Origin of the sequence: Thermotoga sp. SG1 (assembly GCF_002865985.1) — a bacterium.
Taxonomy (GTDB): Bacteria; Thermotogota; Thermotogae; order Thermotogales; family Thermotogaceae; genus Thermotoga.
The window spans coordinates 164,544-181,218 of record NZ_LNDD01000004.1 but is presented as its reverse complement, the minus strand read 5'-3'; the positions used below and the strand labels follow the sequence as shown (position 1 = coordinate 181,218).

The 16,675-nt window shown below is 44.7% G+C and carries 17 protein-coding genes; 7 read left to right on the top strand and 10 right to left on the bottom strand.

Annotated features, from left to right (window positions below):
• Positions 1–8: 8 nt before the first annotated feature.
• Positions 9–500 carry a ferritin gene (locus AS006_RS06335; protein WP_101513509.1) on the bottom strand — a complete coding sequence of 164 codons (492 nt, stop codon included), beginning with the start codon at positions 498–500 and terminating at the stop codon, positions 9–11.
• A gap of 85 nt (positions 501–585) precedes the next feature.
• Here AS006_RS06335 and AS006_RS06330 point away from each other — a divergent pair, with 85 nt between their 5' ends.
• The 5 genes from AS006_RS06330 to fliD are packed head-to-tail and all read left to right on the top strand — an operon-like array spanning position 586 to position 5,588.
• Positions 586–1,098 carry a prepilin-type cleavage/methylation domain-containing protein gene (locus AS006_RS06330; protein ID WP_101513508.1) on the top strand — a complete coding sequence of 171 codons (513 nt, stop codon included), beginning with the start codon at positions 586–588 and terminating at the stop codon, positions 1,096–1,098.
• A 10-nt stretch (positions 1,099–1,108) separates the two neighbouring features.
• On the top strand, positions 1,109–2,941 hold the full coding sequence (locus AS006_RS06325) for a hypothetical protein (RefSeq protein WP_101513507.1): 1,833 nt from the start codon (positions 1,109–1,111) through the stop codon (positions 2,939–2,941).
• A gap of 1 nt (position 2,942) precedes the next feature.
• Positions 2,943–3,347 (top strand): hypothetical protein, encoded by a 405-nt coding sequence (locus tag AS006_RS06320; protein WP_101513506.1) that lies wholly within the window; start codon positions 2,943–2,945, stop codon positions 3,345–3,347.
• Between the two features lie 59 nt (positions 3,348–3,406).
• On the top strand, positions 3,407–3,757 hold the full coding sequence (locus AS006_RS06315) for a flagellar protein FlaG (RefSeq protein WP_101513505.1): 351 nt from the start codon (positions 3,407–3,409) through the stop codon (positions 3,755–3,757).
• 4 nt (positions 3,758–3,761) lie between these two features.
• A complete protein-coding gene (gene fliD / locus AS006_RS06310) occupies positions 3,762–5,588 on the top strand; it encodes a flagellar filament capping protein FliD (RefSeq protein WP_101513504.1) in 1,827 nt (608 codons plus the stop codon).
• Here the strand turns inward: fliD and AS006_RS06305 are convergent, their stop codons facing one another.
• Genes AS006_RS06305 through AS006_RS06295 form a run of 3 tightly spaced genes read right to left on the bottom strand, consistent with a single transcriptional unit; the run spans position 5,589 to position 8,655 of the window.
• Entirely contained in the window at positions 5,589–6,419 is an 831-nt protein-coding gene (locus tag AS006_RS06305) for a carbohydrate ABC transporter permease (RefSeq protein ID WP_101513503.1), read from the bottom strand.
• Between the two features lie 13 nt (positions 6,420–6,432).
• Positions 6,433–7,299, bottom strand: a complete 867-nt coding sequence (locus tag AS006_RS06300; protein ID WP_101513502.1) for a carbohydrate ABC transporter permease — start codon at positions 7,297–7,299, stop codon at positions 6,433–6,435.
• A 45-nt stretch (positions 7,300–7,344) separates the two neighbouring features.
• The gene (locus AS006_RS06295; protein WP_101513501.1) at positions 7,345–8,655 is read right to left on the bottom strand and encodes an ABC transporter substrate-binding protein; all 1,311 of its coding nucleotides are present in this window, start codon (positions 8,653–8,655) and stop codon (positions 7,345–7,347) included.
• 299 nt (positions 8,656–8,954) lie between these two features.
• Here AS006_RS06295 and AS006_RS06290 point away from each other — a divergent pair, with 299 nt between their 5' ends.
• Positions 8,955–10,004, top strand: coding sequence for a BTAD domain-containing putative transcriptional regulator (locus tag AS006_RS06290; protein ID WP_101513500.1), 1,050 nt, complete (start codon positions 8,955–8,957; stop codon positions 10,002–10,004).
• Here AS006_RS06290 and AS006_RS06285 read toward each other — a convergent pair.
• From AS006_RS06285 to AS006_RS06260, 6 genes are all read right to left on the bottom strand, one after another.
• Complete coding sequence (locus AS006_RS06285) at positions 10,001–11,098, bottom strand: hypothetical protein (RefSeq protein ID WP_101513499.1); 1,098 nt, start codon at positions 11,096–11,098, stop codon at positions 10,001–10,003. The two genes, AS006_RS06290 and AS006_RS06285, sit on opposite strands and share 4 nt — an antisense overlap.
• 2 nt (positions 11,099–11,100) lie before the next feature.
• Positions 11,101–12,264 carry a type II secretion system protein GspD gene (locus tag AS006_RS06280; protein WP_101513498.1) on the bottom strand — a complete coding sequence of 388 codons (1,164 nt, stop codon included), beginning with the start codon at positions 12,262–12,264 and terminating at the stop codon, positions 11,101–11,103.
• A complete protein-coding gene (locus AS006_RS06275) occupies positions 12,261–13,892 on the bottom strand; it encodes a DUF916 domain-containing protein (protein ID WP_101513741.1) in 1,632 nt (543 codons plus the stop codon). The genes AS006_RS06280 and AS006_RS06275 overlap by 4 nt, the downstream gene beginning before the upstream one ends.
• A gap of 61 nt (positions 13,893–13,953) precedes the next feature.
• Positions 13,954–14,598 (bottom strand): hypothetical protein, encoded by a 645-nt coding sequence (locus AS006_RS06270; protein ID WP_101513497.1) that lies wholly within the window; start codon positions 14,596–14,598, stop codon positions 13,954–13,956.
• 43 nt (positions 14,599–14,641) lie between these two features.
• Entirely contained in the window at positions 14,642–15,319 is a 678-nt protein-coding gene (locus tag AS006_RS06265; RefSeq protein ID WP_101513496.1) for a hypothetical protein, read from the bottom strand.
• Positions 15,320–15,342: 23 nt separating this feature from the next.
• The gene (locus tag AS006_RS06260; protein WP_101513495.1) at positions 15,343–16,272 is read right to left on the bottom strand and encodes a hypothetical protein; all 930 of its coding nucleotides are present in this window, start codon (positions 16,270–16,272) and stop codon (positions 15,343–15,345) included.
• Positions 16,273–16,401: 129 nt separating this feature from the next.
• Between AS006_RS06260 and AS006_RS06255 the strand changes: the two genes are divergently transcribed.
• Positions 16,402–16,671: a cupin domain-containing protein gene (locus tag AS006_RS06255; RefSeq protein ID WP_101513494.1), complete on the top strand. Its 270-nt coding sequence runs from the start codon at positions 16,402–16,404 to the stop codon at positions 16,669–16,671.
• The last annotated feature ends 4 nt before the right edge of the window (positions 16,672–16,675 follow it).

Here is a 16,675-nt window from a genome sequence, read left to right as displayed (position 1 = left end):
TTCGCCCCTCATTCCCTCTGTCCAAGGTATCTGTCCAGTTGAAAGATCACGGACATTTGACCGTTTGCTTTTTCCAGAAGATCCAGTATCTCCCTCACTTGTTCCTCTTCTTCCACCTGTTCATCGACGAACCATTTGAGAAAACTCACGGTGGCGTGATCTTTCTCTTCCGAGGCAAGTTCCAGTATTTCGTAGATCGATTGGGTGACTAATTCTTCGTGCTTCAGGGCTGCTTCGAACGCATCTTTTATGTCGTTCCATGTTGATGGGGGTTTCTCTATTGCCTCGAGTTCCACCTTTCCACCTCTGTCGTAGATGTATTCGTAGAACTTCATAGCGTGAGTGAGCTCTTCTTGTGCCTGCTTTTTCATCCAGTGTGCGAAACCTTTGAAGCCTTCTGCATCGAAGTAGGTGGCCATGGAAAGGTACAGATAAGAAGAGTAGATCTCCCTGTTCAGTTGTTTGTTAAGGGCTTTTCTCACTTTTTCCGAAATAACCATCGTTTCACCTCCCTGTATACGATTCTATCACTTGCCACATTTTTGCCACACTTTTCTGGTAACAATTACATGTGGAGGTGAAACAATGAGGAATGGGTTCACCATCACAGAGGTGCTAATTACAATGGTTGTTCTCCTCATAACAGTACTTTTGATTTTGGGAATAGCAACAAGGGTGACAATTGTTTCCGCTCAGTCTCTGACCACAATTGAGCTGGCTGATGACCTTTTGAAAGCAGCCATGGAGTTGAGAAAAGAGATCATAAAAGCAGGACCGAAGGCAGATGAGGTGTCTTTCGATCCGAGCGATCCTGCAAGAATCTCCTTCAAGGTGAGTGTACCATTTGCCGGAGAAGATTACGGTTTTCAGGATTATCTCTATGTCATCGTATTCAATAGACCCGATATCGAACTTCAAATCTATCGGAAAAATCCTGATAACGATTTGATCCTCGAAAAAACCAAAATCCTAGTATCGGATATTTCCACCTGCACATTTTTTGTCAGCCCTGGTACGATCTCTTTCACTATAGGAAAGAAAAAGAACAGCATCGAAAGAACTTATTTTATAAGTATTGCTCTTTCAAACCTGGAGTGAGGTGGTTTCTGTGAGGAACGGTTCTATTCTGGTAACAACTATGGTGATACTTCTGATTATTTCTATTTTTGGAGTGTCTGTGTTCTTCGCGTTCAGGCAGTACGCTGAAAACGTACAGATAACTTCTCAGAGGCTTGAAGCTACCTACAAAGCCTCCAACATTCTGAATCTGGGAGTTGCTTGCTTGAAGAAGTATTTCGGTTTTCTTGGCGTGAGTATTACCAACTGGTCCACCGAAAACGTGACTTGGTTTGAAGACTTCAAAAAAAGGGTTTTTGCCCAATCGGACGGTGAAGCATGGAAGGAAACGTTCTCGCTATTGGATACAGAAAAACACTTCGATCTTTCTTCAGACAGCGATTTTACCGGTGAAGCATCGAAACTTGGATTTTCCGGTTTCTACGCTGTTGTTTTCCCCTTCAAGGATACTCCCTTCTATGTTTTGCTCGTTGTGAGAGCTCAGGTGGGAAAGGCTGTGGTTTACAAATACGCCGTTCTATCCTCAGATTTTTTGAACAAGTACGCGTATTTTACAGAAAAAGAGACAAGACCAGGTGGTGGTAAGATATACTTCATCACTCAGGATACCATAGATGGTCCTTTCAGGTCGAACGATGTGATACATGTGGAAGGAGAGCCACTGTTCAAGGCAAGTGTGGAGTTCAAGGGTATCGATATCGAAGCAGGAAATGGTCCAAGATACGAGAATCCTCCTCCAAAGTACTTGACAGAAGAGGACATAGAAAAATACAACATGAGTAAGATAAAAGACTATTACGCAAGAGAAATCGAAAAGATCGTAAAACCTGCAAGCGAGGTTGTAAACTCGACTGAACCGGTAGGAATAGAGCTTCCTTCGTCAAAGATCGTGGAATACGATTTCGATGAAAACAAGGGCTCGACAAGGTGGAATAAAACAGAATGGAAATTCTACAAAAAGCAACTCGAACCGATTTATATCATAGAATTCAATACACCAAGAGGTAATAGCCAAAACGATTATTTGGTAAAAGTGAAATATAAGGAAGTATACAGGGAATATGTAAGCAATAATATGCAGGATTGGCATTTTATTGGGGAAAGTGAGGAAAAAGAAGCTAACCTCTTCCACCTCAAACAAGTACCAAACAGCGATAAGTATCATCTTGTCATTCAAGGAGATAAAGCAAGAGAACTTCTTGGCCTCGACAGAAACGAGTACGATATATACTTCAACGGTGTGATAAAAACAGACAGTGACATCTATTTGAGAAACATGAGTGGTGATGGAAAACCCATGTTCGTGGATGGAAAGTACACCATTGTTGCAAAGAATATCTACATAGAAGATCACATCATCTACAACGATTACAGAGGGGTTCTAGAAAAGATCGCCGATCTACAGGGGATAAAAGGAAATTCCGATGAAAAAGTTGCTAAAGTTGAGATAAGACCTCTCGATGATAATGGGAACGTCAAGACGGAAGAATACGCGGAAATGATCAAAAACCACGAGTCTGATGACTTTCTCAACCTGGTTGCGTTCAACGACGTGGTGGTGAAAGAAAAAAGACCCAACATGAAGATCTTTGCCAGTATATACGCCTTCGATGGAAGTTTCTATGTGGAAGGCTATAACGAAGGAAAATCCAAAGGAGAACTCACCATTTTCGGCTCTCTCATGCAGTACGTCAGAGGACCGGTGGGAACTTTCAGGTGGTCTTGGAATGGTACACCTGTTATCAGAACAGGCTATAGAAAAAACTACATATACGACTGGAGAATACTGAAAGGCCTTGCTATATTTGGTACCCCCACAGTGGAAAAACAATCAATGATTCGCTACGTGAGAGAGGTGTATTGAGATGAGGAGAGGAAGTCTCATAATAGAAACACTTATCAGTTTGATTCTTATACTCCTGGTTGTTTCAATATTCACGGCAATCGTTCTTGTGGTGACAAAAAATGTGGCCTTTACTGAAAAATCCACAGAGGTGTTTCTTCTTACGAACTTTGCGTATGATTTTCTGTCCAAATACAGATCAGGACATGAAATAGATCAAAGCGTGTACAGTGAGATAAACAGAGAATTCTGGAAAGACAGGTGGAATGATCAGAACCCTCCTTTCCCCTACGTTGATCCAAACGGTTCAAACGTTGAAGATGTTCCATTAGCAAGTGATAGTGATATAGAGTACAAAAAAATCACTCTGAAGATAAAAATAGACGAAAACAACGTCATAGATAGAATTGTTATAATTGGGGACTAAAATTTTTTGAGGATTGATCGATATAAAACCATGGAAACCACCAAGTGGAGGGATCCACGATGAGAATAAACCCCACGGACGGGAAAGGAAATGCTGTACTTCATGGAGAAATAACAAAGAGGGAACTCCATATGAACGAGCAGTCTTCTCCTGTTTCCGAGATGAAAAAACAGCGGGAAGAAGACGTTCAAAAGGCCATAGAAGAGTTCTCAAAGAAGATAGAGAAACTAAAGAAAATCTTCAGAGGAGAAGCGGAGTTCAAGTATGACAACGAGCTCAACATGGTGATAGTGAAGATAAAAGACGCCGAAACGGGAGAACTCATAAGACAGATCCCTCCAGAGGTGATGGTGAAGCTGGCAAAGAGTATTAACGAGTTACTCGGCATTCTGATGGACGAGAGGGTGTGATGGTATGGATTTGAGCAAGATCGCTAGCACCATAAATATGAGATACTATTCTCAACTCGGTGGCTTCCAGGTGGGAGGAGCCGTCAGTGGACTGGATACACAGTCGATCATAGATGCTATTCTTGAGGCGGAGAGCCAACCTCTTCAAAATCTGACAGAAAAGTACGAGAAGTACGAACTCATGCAGAAAGCCTACGAAGAAGTAAAAACGAAACTGAGGGAGTTCAGAGATCTGGTCTACAGTTTTAAACTTCAGAGCACGATAGTTCAGAAGACAGCCCTCTCATCGAACGAAACGTTTCTCTCTGCTGAGGCTTCTTCTGTAGCCATCACAGGTGTGTACCACGTAAAAATTGTTCAGACTGCAACGTACACTACCCTGGTAGGAACAAACGAAGTGGTGCCACCACCCGATTCCACAAAGACCTTCGGGGAACTCGACTACATGTACGTTCCCCAGGAAGGAACGGTGAGGATTTATAACAACGAGTCCGGAAACTACCAAGATGTTCAGATTCTCTCCAGCGATACCATAGACGACATTGTAAACAAACTGAACAGTGCCCTTTCTGGTCTTGGAATTACAGGAACAGTAAATTACGATGTATCCACAGGAAAGATCAGTATCACATCTGACAAGAACCTCGCTTTAGTTGATATCTCCGGAAACTTCACGAAGGTGTTTCATCTCGATGAAGCCAGTTTGAGTTTCGATGGTACCAACTATTCCCTTACAAGCACAGCCTCTGTGAGCAGTCTTTCGACCGCAAAGACTCTGTCGCAGATAGCAACGTACACTTCAAAAACAATTATCAGCGGCAAAGTGAAGATCAACAGTGTAGAGATAGATGTTGATCAGAACGATACACTGTCTTCATTGATCGAAAAGATAAACGACAGCCAGGCGGGAGTTACAGCCAGTTATGATTATCACACGAACAAACTTGTGATCGTGTCGAAAAACTCTGGCCCCAACTCTATCACTCTGGAAGATACCGATGGAACAGGACTCTTCTCCCTCCTTGGAATGGAAAGCCACAGTCTCTACGTTGGACAGAAAGCACACCTTCAGATAAGTATGGATGGGACAAACTGGGTTGATGTCTACTCGGACACCAACGATGTGGAGTACAACGGTGTGACCTTCCATGTTTCCGGTGTGACATCTGAGACGATCACCGTCGATGTGAAAATCGACACCGATGCAATAGTTGAGAAGGTCAAAGAGTTCGTGGACAAATGGAACGAAGTAATGGACTTCCTGAACGAAAAGCTCACAGAAGAACCTGTGAAAGACAAATCCGAAGAGGAAATGACCGAAGAAGAAAAGATGAAAGGTGTTTTGAAAGGAGACGATTTTCTGGAAAACGTATTCTCTCGACTCAGAAGTTTTATCACGTACAAGGTTGAGGGGGATATAAACTACCTCTGGGAACTCGGTATCACCACGGGAGATATAGGAACCGGTTACGAAAACATGATGAAGGGACATCTTGAACTGGACGAAGAAAAGTTAAGGCAGGTTGTAGAGGATGATCCAAACAAGGTATGGGAATTTTTCGGTAGTGAAAACGGTTTTGCCACAAAATTTGACGACTATCTCTGGAATCTTGTGAAGTTCAATGGTGAAATAGACCAGGTAGCAGGAATCAGTGGAAGGATAGAAAGAGAACAGAGATTCCTTGCAACACAGATAGCAAGCTGGATAGAAAGGCTCTCCAGAAGGGAACAGGAACTCTGGAGGAAGTTTTCTGCTATGGAGGAAGTGATTTCACAACTTCAAGCACAAGGGAGCTGGATTTCCCAGGCTCTTCAGGGTAATAATAAGTGATCAACCTTTCATTCCGCTTCTTACGAGACTTCTCACAAAAAGGTTTTGAAGAGCAAGGAACATCACCACAGTTGGTGCTAAGGCAACAACAGTGCCCGCCATGATTACACCCCAGTTGTTGGCTGATTCAGATTGCATGAGCATCTTTACACCTACTTGAACTGTCTTCATCTTGTCCTCCATACTCACAATCAACGGCCAGAGATACATGTTCCAAGCATAAACGAAGTTTATTATGGAAGCCCCCGCTATCATGTGTCTTGAGAGAGGAATCAGAATTCTCCAGAAAAACTGCATATAGCTTGCTCCATCTATGAGAGCGGCATCTTGAAGTTCCCTGGGAATCGTGAGAAAATGCTGCCTCATGAGAAAAGTATTAGTTGCGCTTGCCATGAACGGCACCGTCAAAGCCCAATAGGTGTTGACCCAACCAAAAAATTTCATGATCAAAAATAATGGAAGAATCATTACAGTCTCTGCTGGAAGAAAGAGTGTTGCGAACAAAGCAGTGAACATGATTCTTTTCCCTTTGAAATTGAAATGGGAGAAAGCAAAACCTGCAAGTGTGCCGGTGACGAGTTTCCCAAGTGTTATGAGAGAGGCTACGATCAAGCTGTTCAAAAACAATCTCGCCAGGGGTACGTATTTGAAAGCTTCCACATAGTTTTTCCAGTAGAAACTCGTTGGGAAGAATTTTGGAGGGTAGGAGAAAACAACTTCTGGTTTTTGAAAACTTATAGTTATGGCTAGAAACAGTGGTAATGCCATCACCAGAGTTATCAGTATGAGAATCACCTCGTAGAAGATCATGAGAGATTTTTTCCTTTTCACGATCTCTCCCCCGTTATTGATAGTGAACTCTTCGCTCACCGAATTTAAAGTAGAAGATGGTCACAACCGCCATAATCAAGAAGAGCACGACGCTTTGTGCTGCGGCTGGTCCCGTTTTTTGAAAGGCAAAAGCATCGAGATACAACCTGTATATCAAGGTAGTTGTAGAATTTCCAGGGCCACCCTTCGTGGTGACATCGATTATGGCGAAAGAAGAGAACATAAAACTCACAAGGTTCATGATGATAAGATAGAAAGTTATCGGAGAAAGAAGCGGAAAAACAATCTTCCATGTTCTGGTCCAGGAATTTGCTCCTTCCACCATAGAAGCTTCCAAAAGCTCCTGAGGAATATCCTGAAGGCCGGCAAGATAGAAAATTATATCGAAAGGCAACGTCTTCCACACAGTTGCTACGATGACTGCTATCAATGCGTACGGTTTCGTGGTAAGCCACTCTACCTGCAAGCCAAACAATTTGGACAGGATGTAGTTAACGTGTCCTACAACAGGATTGAGTAGAAAAGACCAGAGCACACCAGCTATTGCTGGAGAAATGGCATACGGAGTGAAAATCAAAGCTCTGAAGGCTCTGTTCCCGGGCAGATTCATGTTCAAAAGAAGAGCTATAAAGAAAGCGATAAATATGGTTAAAACAAGAGAAGAGAGGACATAAATGACGGTTACTTTTATGGCGTTCAAATATTCTGGGTTTTGAAACAGCCTCTGGAAGTTTCTGAGTCCGACAAACACCATTCTGTTTCCAAGAGGAGTGATTCTGTAAAAACTCAATCTCAGTGAATATGCAGCTGGCCAGTAAATGAAAAGTACAATGATAAGAAAAGTAGGAAGAAGAAGCAGATAAGGAAGTATCTTTTTCAAATTGATCCCCCCAAAGCTGGTTTAAAGAGTGAGGGGACATCCCCCTCACTCATAAAGTTCGTTGTATTCTTTTATAGCTTTTGTAGCTTCCTTTTCAGCCCAGGAGAGTGCTTCTTCAGGAGTCATCTCTCCATTTATCACTCTTTCCACGGCTGTTTCTATTATGTCTCTTATCTCCGGGAACGGCCCTATGATGGCACCCCTGGTGTTCGGTGTCTGAACGGAGAGAAGAAGCTGGAGCAAGGCTGTGAGATGGTGTGGGTATTCAGCGTAATATCCTTGATAGAGAAGCATCTCCACAGCGTCTTTTCTCACTGGGAAGTAACCCGTTCCAAGGTGCCATCTTATTTGCTGCTCTGGTTCAGCCATCCACTTCACGAATTCCCACGCTGCTTTTATTTCCTCCTCTGGATGACCTCCTATGATCCACAGACTACCTCCACCTATTGGTGTTCCTCCAAGTTCAATCCCTTCTGGTTTTGGAAGGAACGCAGTTCCTAGTTCGAAACCATTTTCCTTTGCCGCATCCATCATGAGTTTCACGTCTGAAGTGGAGCTGATGAGCATGGCAGTTTTTTGGGAAATGAAGAGTTGCCTTGCACCTGTCCAGTCCTCTTTTGTTGTATTGATCATTAGGCCTTCTTTTGTGAGAGTGTCCCAAAGTTTGAGGAATCTGAGGCCTGCTTCATGATTGAAAACAGCCTTCGTAGCTCTTCCAGCTCTTCCATTTTCATTATCAACCAGAGGAACGTTTTGTAAGGCAACGAATTGTTCAAAGAACCAACTGTGAAGTGGCCAGGTGATACCAGCTCTAACGATGTTACCGTTCTCATCTTTAACCGTGAGTTTTCTACAGTATTCTATCAGTTCTTTGAAGGTTCTTGGAGGTTTGTTCGGATCGAGTCCTGCTTCTTTGAACAGCGTTTTGTTATAGTAAAGAATGGGATTCGAGGAATTGAAAGGCATGGAGTACAACTTTCCGTTTACTCTGTAATAATCCAAGACTTGTGGGAGGAATTTCCCAACATCGAACGAAGGATCCTCTTTGATCAGATCGTCGATGGGTATGGCTATACCTCCATCGATCATGAACTGAGTACCTATTTCGTAAACCTGGACGACGTGAGGAGGGATTCCCCCCTTTACAGCTGCGATCAATTTGTTCAGTGTATCTCTGTAGCTTCCTGTGTACTGAACTTCCACCTCGATGTTTGGATGTGTTTTCATGAAATCTTCTGCCATGCTCTGGAGAAGTTCGATCCTCCATCCACCCATTGCGTGCCAGAACTGAATCTTAACCTTGGCGAGTGAGAGTATGGAAGCAAGTATCAGGACAAACACCAAAAATCTCCTCATAACAATCCCCCCTTTCGACGTGATTGAACAATAGTTCGATCAAGTGAAGTTTTAAAACCTTCAAGAAAAATAGCGAGGCAACCCCATTAGGGTTGCCTCTCTTGACTCTCTCCCTATTCTTCCGCCAGTATTCTACAACAGAGAGGGTATAAATGTCAAGGATACATTAACAAATTATTGTTATGATTTTTCTCTATTTTTTCACTCAATTTTCAGTCTATTTTCATAAAAAAATAGTGCTATAATACTAAAAAGATTCAAATTTTTTTAAAATTCGAAGGCGATGGGAGATGGGGATTATGAGTATTTTCGTGAAAACCTTTGGTGGGACGAAAATCGTCAGAGAAGGCGATGTTATAAACAACAAGGATTGGCCTTCGCAGAAAGCGTTCTCACTGTTCAGATATCTGGTTTTTAGGAGAAACGAAGAAGTACCCGTTGAAGAGCTCTACAGTCTTTTCTGGGAAGGGATGGAAGAAAAATTCGCAAAATCTAACCTGAACACCACACTCCATCTGATCAGAAAGACAGTCGGTATAACGAATGAACACCTCTTTGTCAGAGGGAACATATGCTGTTTTGTGCCCGGCGACGATATCGTTGTGGATGCAGATATCTTCGAAGAATGCCACAGAAAATTGATGGGAAAAATATCGGCCGATGAACGAGAAAAACTTCTGAAGAAGATGTTCGAGATCTATGCAGGGCCTTTTCTAGTTGAAGATGCCCTTGAAGAATGGGTCCAGGAGACCAGGGAAATATACGAATCATGGTATTCGGATGTTTTGAAAGAACTGTTTGAGCTGTACTTGTCGAGAAAAGACTACGAATCTGCTTTCGAAATGGTGACATCCTACGTTCAGAGGGAACCTTACGATGAAAGTATGTACTACAAAGCGGTGGAGATCCTCCTGAAGAAAGGAGATATCACAAGGGCAAAGCGCATGTATGACAAACTGTCGAATCATCTTGAAGAGATAGGAACCAAACCTCGCTTGAAATTCAGTGATCTTATTTCGAACAAAGGCTCAGATTTTCTGATGAACGGAAACAAGGCAGTAGTTATAGATGAGAAGCTGTTTGAGAAAATACTCTTCCTTGAGTCCAGGAAGAGGAAGAAAACCTTTGTTCTTCTTGAGGTGGTGTTCAAACGAAAAGATGTCGATCCTGAAACGATCGCTCAAAAAATAGCGCCGCTGTTCCGGAGGGGAGATGTGATTACCTTCTCGAACGAGTCAATTCGCATTCTTGTTCACTGCCCGGAACAGCAGCGTCCAACTGTAGAAAGTCGTGTAAAGAATGTATTGGGAGAAATGGGGATAGAGAAGGATCACTACACCGTTCTCTAAAACAAAAGCTCTACCCCGATGAACACTTTGTACTTTGAGAAATCGTAAGTTACCCCCAGCACGATCGTTACGTGTTCATTGATGTCGTAGCCACCGCTGAGGATCAAATCCTGTGACGTTTCCCCGAGTGTCCAGTGACTCCTGAAAGAGAGACTCACAGAGAACTTGCCGAGTCTCAGATCCCCCCTACCCCACCAGAGAATTCCAGAGAACTTTGTAAGGTCGAAGAGAGCGTACACCCCTGCCGACAGGGTCATAGGTTCTACTTTTGAATAATCGGAGAAACCCACTCCCCACCATCTGTAACGCCAGAAGATGGTACCGAACCTCAACTGCTCTCCAAAGATTCTCGTCTCCAGAAGAGCTCCCTCCGAAGAGGAGACGTCAATGTGAACAATGTTTCTGATCCAGAGACTGATTCTGATGTCTGGAGACGAGGAAAGGAAAATGAAATTTTTCTCTTTCTCTTCTTTTTCCGGCAAAAATTCTTTCAGGCCAGAAACATCTCCTACCACGAACACCTTCTCCTTCGGCGGTTCCTCAACGACTATGGCTCTGGCAAACACGATCATTTTTTGCTCCTTACCATTAGTCTTGAATCTACAGTAGAAGATCGGCTGGAACTTTTCCTGAGAAAGCCACAGGGTTGTTTGAAGTTGAGAATCGTTCAATCTTACTTTTATGTCCGAGAGAACGTTTCCTTTCTCATCCACCTGATTCGGTGTCAGAGAGAACAAGATTTCCTGCGTGGTGGTGAAACCCTGTGCCGTGAGGAGCTCTTCCCTTCCTATTCTCATTGTTGCGTTCTTTCCGAAGGTGGTGATGATCCACGGTTTGGAGAGGATCCTGTAGGAATCGTATATCACCGGAAGTTCCACTTTTATGGAGAAAGGAAAAAGCTTCAGTTCGATCGAGTTGTCAGAGTAAGAAACTTTCTTTTCACCAGAATCATCGGTGGTGACGAGGAGTTCTTTCAGCAGAACGTCTTGACTTTCTGCCATCTTCACTTCTGCGGCGATGAACTGATAAACGACCATGGGTTCCGCCATCAGTGTGGTGACAAGAAATGTAAGAAGGAACAACAACCACTTCATGGTCATTCACTTCCCTGGATTTCTGCCTTTATGAATATGTAAAGTTCTTTTTCTGTCTCTTTTTTCGTGGTTCCTCCAAAGAGGTATCTTATGAGTGGTATCTTGTTCAGTATCGGTATGCCGGAACTGGTCTGCGAGTTATCTTCTACGGTGGCTCCGGAGATCACAACGGTCTGACCGTTTTTCAAAAAGAGCGTTGTGGAAAGTTCGTTCTGCTTCACTGCGAAGGTGCCGAGTTTTTCTCCTGCAAAGTGGCTGACTCTGGGAGAGAGTGTAAGTTCCAGTTCTTCTTCATCCATCACGCGAGGCTGAATATCGATGCTCACTCCAACATCTATGGATTCGATCCTGCTCACTGCCCCTTCAGCCTGGAGAAGAACCACCTGCCTTTCTCCCAGAAACAAAGAGGCTTTTTCCCCGCTTTTTACGATGATCCAGGGATCGGCTGTGATTTTTGCCTTCTGTTCTTCTTCAAGAAGCTTCAATTGGGCCAGAATCTGTCCGAAGACGTCTGTTTCGAGGTTCAGCACCCCTGTTACCAGACCGAGGGTAGCCGACCAGTTTTCGTTGAACTCCTGTCCGGCTCCAAAGGAGTAATCCAGACTGTTCAGTCCCAGTTCGTTCGAATAGTCCTTTGAAACTTCTGTGACGATCACACTGACCTTCACCTGAGGTATCGGTATGTCTATCTTTTTAAGATCCTTTTCGAACGCCTGTATGATCTCCTGAGGTGCGGTGATGGTTATCATGTTGTTCTTTTCGTTGAACTTCACGTAATTTTTGTACAGTGGTGGTAGCAGTTCCTCTGCATCGGCACTCGTTATGTACTTCAACTTGTATGTTTTTGTCTCCACCAAGTATCTGAAGGCGGGATTCGTTGGATCGGGTGAACCCACAAAATAAAATCCGTCCATTTTCCTGTATACATAGCCCCCAGGCATGAGGATCATTTTCAGTGCTTGTTCCAGGGGAACTTCGTTCAGTTCCATCGTGATGAAACCTGTTACGGTGGTATCGGCTATGATCGGAACTCCGGTCTGCGCGGAGATGTCCGCCAGGGCATCCAGGATGTAGGTGTCCTGGAATATGTTACTCACAAGAGGTTCCTCCTGTGAAAAGATCAAAATCGTCATCAGGGCAAGAGAGATAAAAAGCAGTTTTCTCATTCCCCATTCCTCCCTTCTATATGAAAGGACTTTTTCAGAACAATCGGACTTCTTCCATAGTCACATCTTGCTAGTAACTCGTATTCACCCTCTTCCAAAATGACAGGTATGAAGACGCTGAAGATTCTCTTTGTTCTGGGCAAAACGGGGGCAGTGGAACTGATTTCCTCTTGAATGAGACTTTCCACCTTCTCCGGTATTATGAGTCCCTCGTCGGTCACCTGCTGGGGTGTGATCCTGTTCAAGCCGAACGTCACCGTAGGCATGAGATGATAGTTTCCCGTGTTTTCGAAAACGATGTCGGCGTAGATGCCATCTTCTTTTATCTCGTACACAATATCTGCACTTGCCTCTCTGGTGATATCTTCGTCTTTTCCTGAGAACACAAGAAGGTTTGTACCCGTTTCCGCCTGAAGAGAACCACCCGTTCTGAAGAGCACATCGGCGTAGTATCCTCCCGTGAAATCTTTCGGTATCCTCACGGCAATACGCACGTTTCTAGATTGCCCGGGCTTCAGGGTGAAGGAAGATGGTGTGAGTTTGATCCAGTCGGGTGGTGTGCCTCTTTCTTCCTCTGGGAGGAGATCACCGTAGAGGTCGTAGGCCAGCGGCAGAATTTTTCCCTTCACCTGAAGGGTTTCCTCTCCGAGATTCGATATCTTCACTATCTCGGACCTGTAAGATCCTGGAACTGCCTTTATCTCAATGTTGACTGGGTCCACTGTGATCATAACTGGACCTGTTTCCCTTTCTTCCTCCCCTGTTTCTACCCTTTCGGTTGTGATCGTGAACAGCGTTTCTGCCACTATGGGTCTTCTCCCACCGTAGTCAACGACTGCCCTCGCAACGTACTCTCCTGGAGGAAAAAACCTTCTTGTGATCGTTCTCATGTTGACGGTGCTTTCTGGAAGTATCACACCCCTTCCGCCACCAAGAGGCATCTTCGCTATCGTTCTTCCTTCCTTTGTCTTTATCGTGAGAGTTCCCTTCGTCACTATGTGAACGTTACTTCTGTTCAGAACACCGAGCGTGAAAACGAGAGCGCCATCTCCTATTTGCATTCTTATGGAGGGAATGTCATCAGATCTCTCTACCTTGAAATACGCTGGAAACGCTTCCACTCTCTGTCTTGTACCGGAGAGAACAACCTCTAAAAAACTCGCCATTCGGTACTTGAACTCAACTTCACCGTAAGCTCCCTCTTCAGCGGGTCTTTGGGTCTCCGGTGTTTGAGGTCCCTGGATCTCGAACGCGATCGCACCGTAGAGCCCTCCAGAGACACCCCTTGGTACGTTCACTGTCACGATGACGGTCTTTGTTTCCTTTGGCTGTACGGTGATGGTGTCTGGTTCAACCCGAACCCATCTTGCGATCGAGTACTTCGTACTCCCCGGATCTCTCAGATCGTACGCTCCATCCACCGTTTCTGTCACATCCATCACCATCGCTTTCAAGGTGATGGGATCGAACTCGCTGTCGTTCTCCAGAAAGATCTCATAACTGAAACTGGTTCCCGGACTTACGGTTTTGCTCACTACTATGGGATCCATTCGAACGGATATTCCCTGGGCAAAGAAAACAGCACTCACAAAAATCACGGTCATCAAAACTACCCTTCTCATCCCCATCACTCTCCCAAACAAAATAAAAGGCGAGGGAAGGTCCCTCGCCTTCTTTTTTTAAAGAAACTCATCTCTGGCTGTTCACGTATTCCTCCAGATCTTCCACGTAGTTTCCTTCATCGTCGATCCATGGTTTCTGGTTTTTGAGGGTGAGTATGATCGTGCCGGTATTTCTGTAGGTGGATGCACTGTTGCACCTTTCAACGTATATTCTGTTCCAGAGTTTGTAGGTTGCACCGTTGTGGAGAATTTCGCTGTCAGGTACCAGCAGAGTCACGTTGTTGAGATCTGGAGCGGGTGTCCAGATATCTATGGGAAGCTGTGGTCCGAACGCATAATCCACTTCGATCGTGTCGTCAACGCTCGTACCTGTTGCGTACTTCAAGTGGTCAAAACCACTGAATCTGATCTCAAGATCACTGTTGCTTTGAAGGGTTGCTGTTATACAGTTGGCAACGTAGGTTCCAGGCTTTCTCACAAACCAAGTCCATTTCGTTCCTGTGAGGCTCCATTTCACCCACTGGGCGACCTGAACTTCAAGCGTCATGGGAATTTCCCACTGGTGTCTGTTACAGCTTCCACTCATTGGTTCGCTGATGAACGCTCTTGCGTTATCTTCATCTCCTTCGTATGCGTAAACCGGCACTTCTTCTTGTGCAAAGAACAGAGAACCCACTATCAAAGCCAACATTATCAACAAAAGTCTTCTCATACCAATCCCCTCCTCAATTGTTCGTGATGTAACACTTTCCGAATCATCTTTCGTTGGTCACGTAATTTGCCAGATCTTCCACGTAGTTTCCTTCTTCGTCGATCCACGGTTTCTGGTTTTGAAGCGTGAGCAAGATGTATCCAGTGTCTCTGTAGGTGGATGCACTGTTACATTCCACCACTTTGATCCTGTTCCACAGATAGAAAGACATTCCTTCATGGAGTTCCTGGCTGTCTGTCAGTGTGTAGGAGAGATCGTTCACGTCGGGTGCTCTTACCCAACTTTCAGGATCTGGCATTCCTTCGGAGGTCATGACGGTGTAGTACGCTTCGATCGTCGGGTTGACACTGCTTGTTCCTGTGTAGGTTGGGTCATCAAAGTCACTGAAGGTCACCAGAACGTCTCCGTTGCTTGCAACGGTTCCCACGATAGCGTTCGCATAGTAGTCTCCAGGTTTTCTCACAAACCAGGTCCACTTCGTTGCGTTCAGACTCCACTCGAGCCACTGGGCAACCTGAACCTCTGTTGTGAATACAATCTGCCATTCAGGTTTGTTACAGGATCCATCCTCTGGAAACGCACTGAATGCCCTTGCCAGATCGTTCGTTGCAGGAAGACTGATGTACTGACCATCCTCGTACTTCCAAACCTCGAGTGGTGTCTGTGCCAGTACAAAAGAAAACAGCGCTCCCATCAGAACTAACCAGAGTAACTTTCTCATACAAACCCCTCCTTCTACTCACCTTATGGTGAGGTATCGACGTACAGTTTAGAGTTGTTGATGGTGAAGGTTATCACACCCTCGCTGGTATAGGTGTCTGCTGTGGAATTTCTTGAAACGGTTATTTTCTGCCACAGGAAGAATCTGTTTTCTACAAAGTCAAGTTCGTCGAACCACTCCGAAGGAATCTGTTCCCCCGTTCCCAGCTTCAACTCCAGAACTTCTGAGCCACTTGCAGGATCCGGTAGAGAAATGAAGACGTGTAGACCCCTGCTTGCACTGACTTCCAGCACTTTCGAGACGTACACACCAGGCTTTTTCACAAACCAGGTGACCTTCGTTCCACTGAGATAAATCTCAACACAGTTCGAGCGCCTTCCACCCCACGCAGTCTCTTCTTCATTACCATCACTCACCACACCGTGAAGAAGAACGTAGTACTTGGTGCTTGCCTTTTTCAACTTGCTGACACTCTTCTGAAAAAGAAAGGAGAGCGGTACTTTGTAGGTGTAGTCTGTCACGAGGGGATCGAACTCTTCCTTGAAAGGAAACTGACCTGGAGACTGGTTTCCTTCCGGTTCATCCATCAGGACGTTGAGATGTGTTTCTTTCAAAAACCATCCCTCGTCCAGTTCGACCTTAACGTAGAAGAAATCAGAATCGTTCCAGATGGTAACCGTTCCTACGTCTGTGCTCTGTCCCATCCAAAAGCTGAAGATCTGCTCCCCATCTCCCAGTGTGTACTCCATGTAGTAATACCATTGCGCCTTTCCCCGGAAGGACTCTGTCGTTACGACACTTCCGGCCTGCTTTGGGGTGGCTGGAAAGATGAGTATGTCCTCTCGAACCTCTTTTTCCCACCTCCCGGTTTCACTGTCGTATCTGTAGGTTGTGATGGAAAAAGACAGACTGAAAAGAACAACGATGAATACCCCCAATCCCCATTTCCTCATAGGTTCCGCCTCCTACTATTTGAACCTTACTCACGGTCATCAAATTGCGAAGAAAGGCAAGGAAAACTTCAATGAGTCTTTAATGAAAAAACAATAAAGATTGGTACACTTTGTTCGGGGGTGATGAACATGGAAGTGAAGATAGAAAAACCTACACCGGAAAAACTAAAGGAACTCGGCGTGGAAAAGTGGCCCATCTGGGAAAAGGAAGTCAGCGAGTTCGACTGGTACTACGACACGAACGAGACCTGTTACATCCTGGAGGGGAAAGTGGAGGTAACGACGGGAGACGGAAAAAAGTACGTGATCGAAAAGGGAGATCTCGTCACATTTCCCAAGGGCTTGAGGTGCAGATGGAAGGTTCTAGAGCCCGTGAGAAAACACTACAATCTGTTTTGAACTT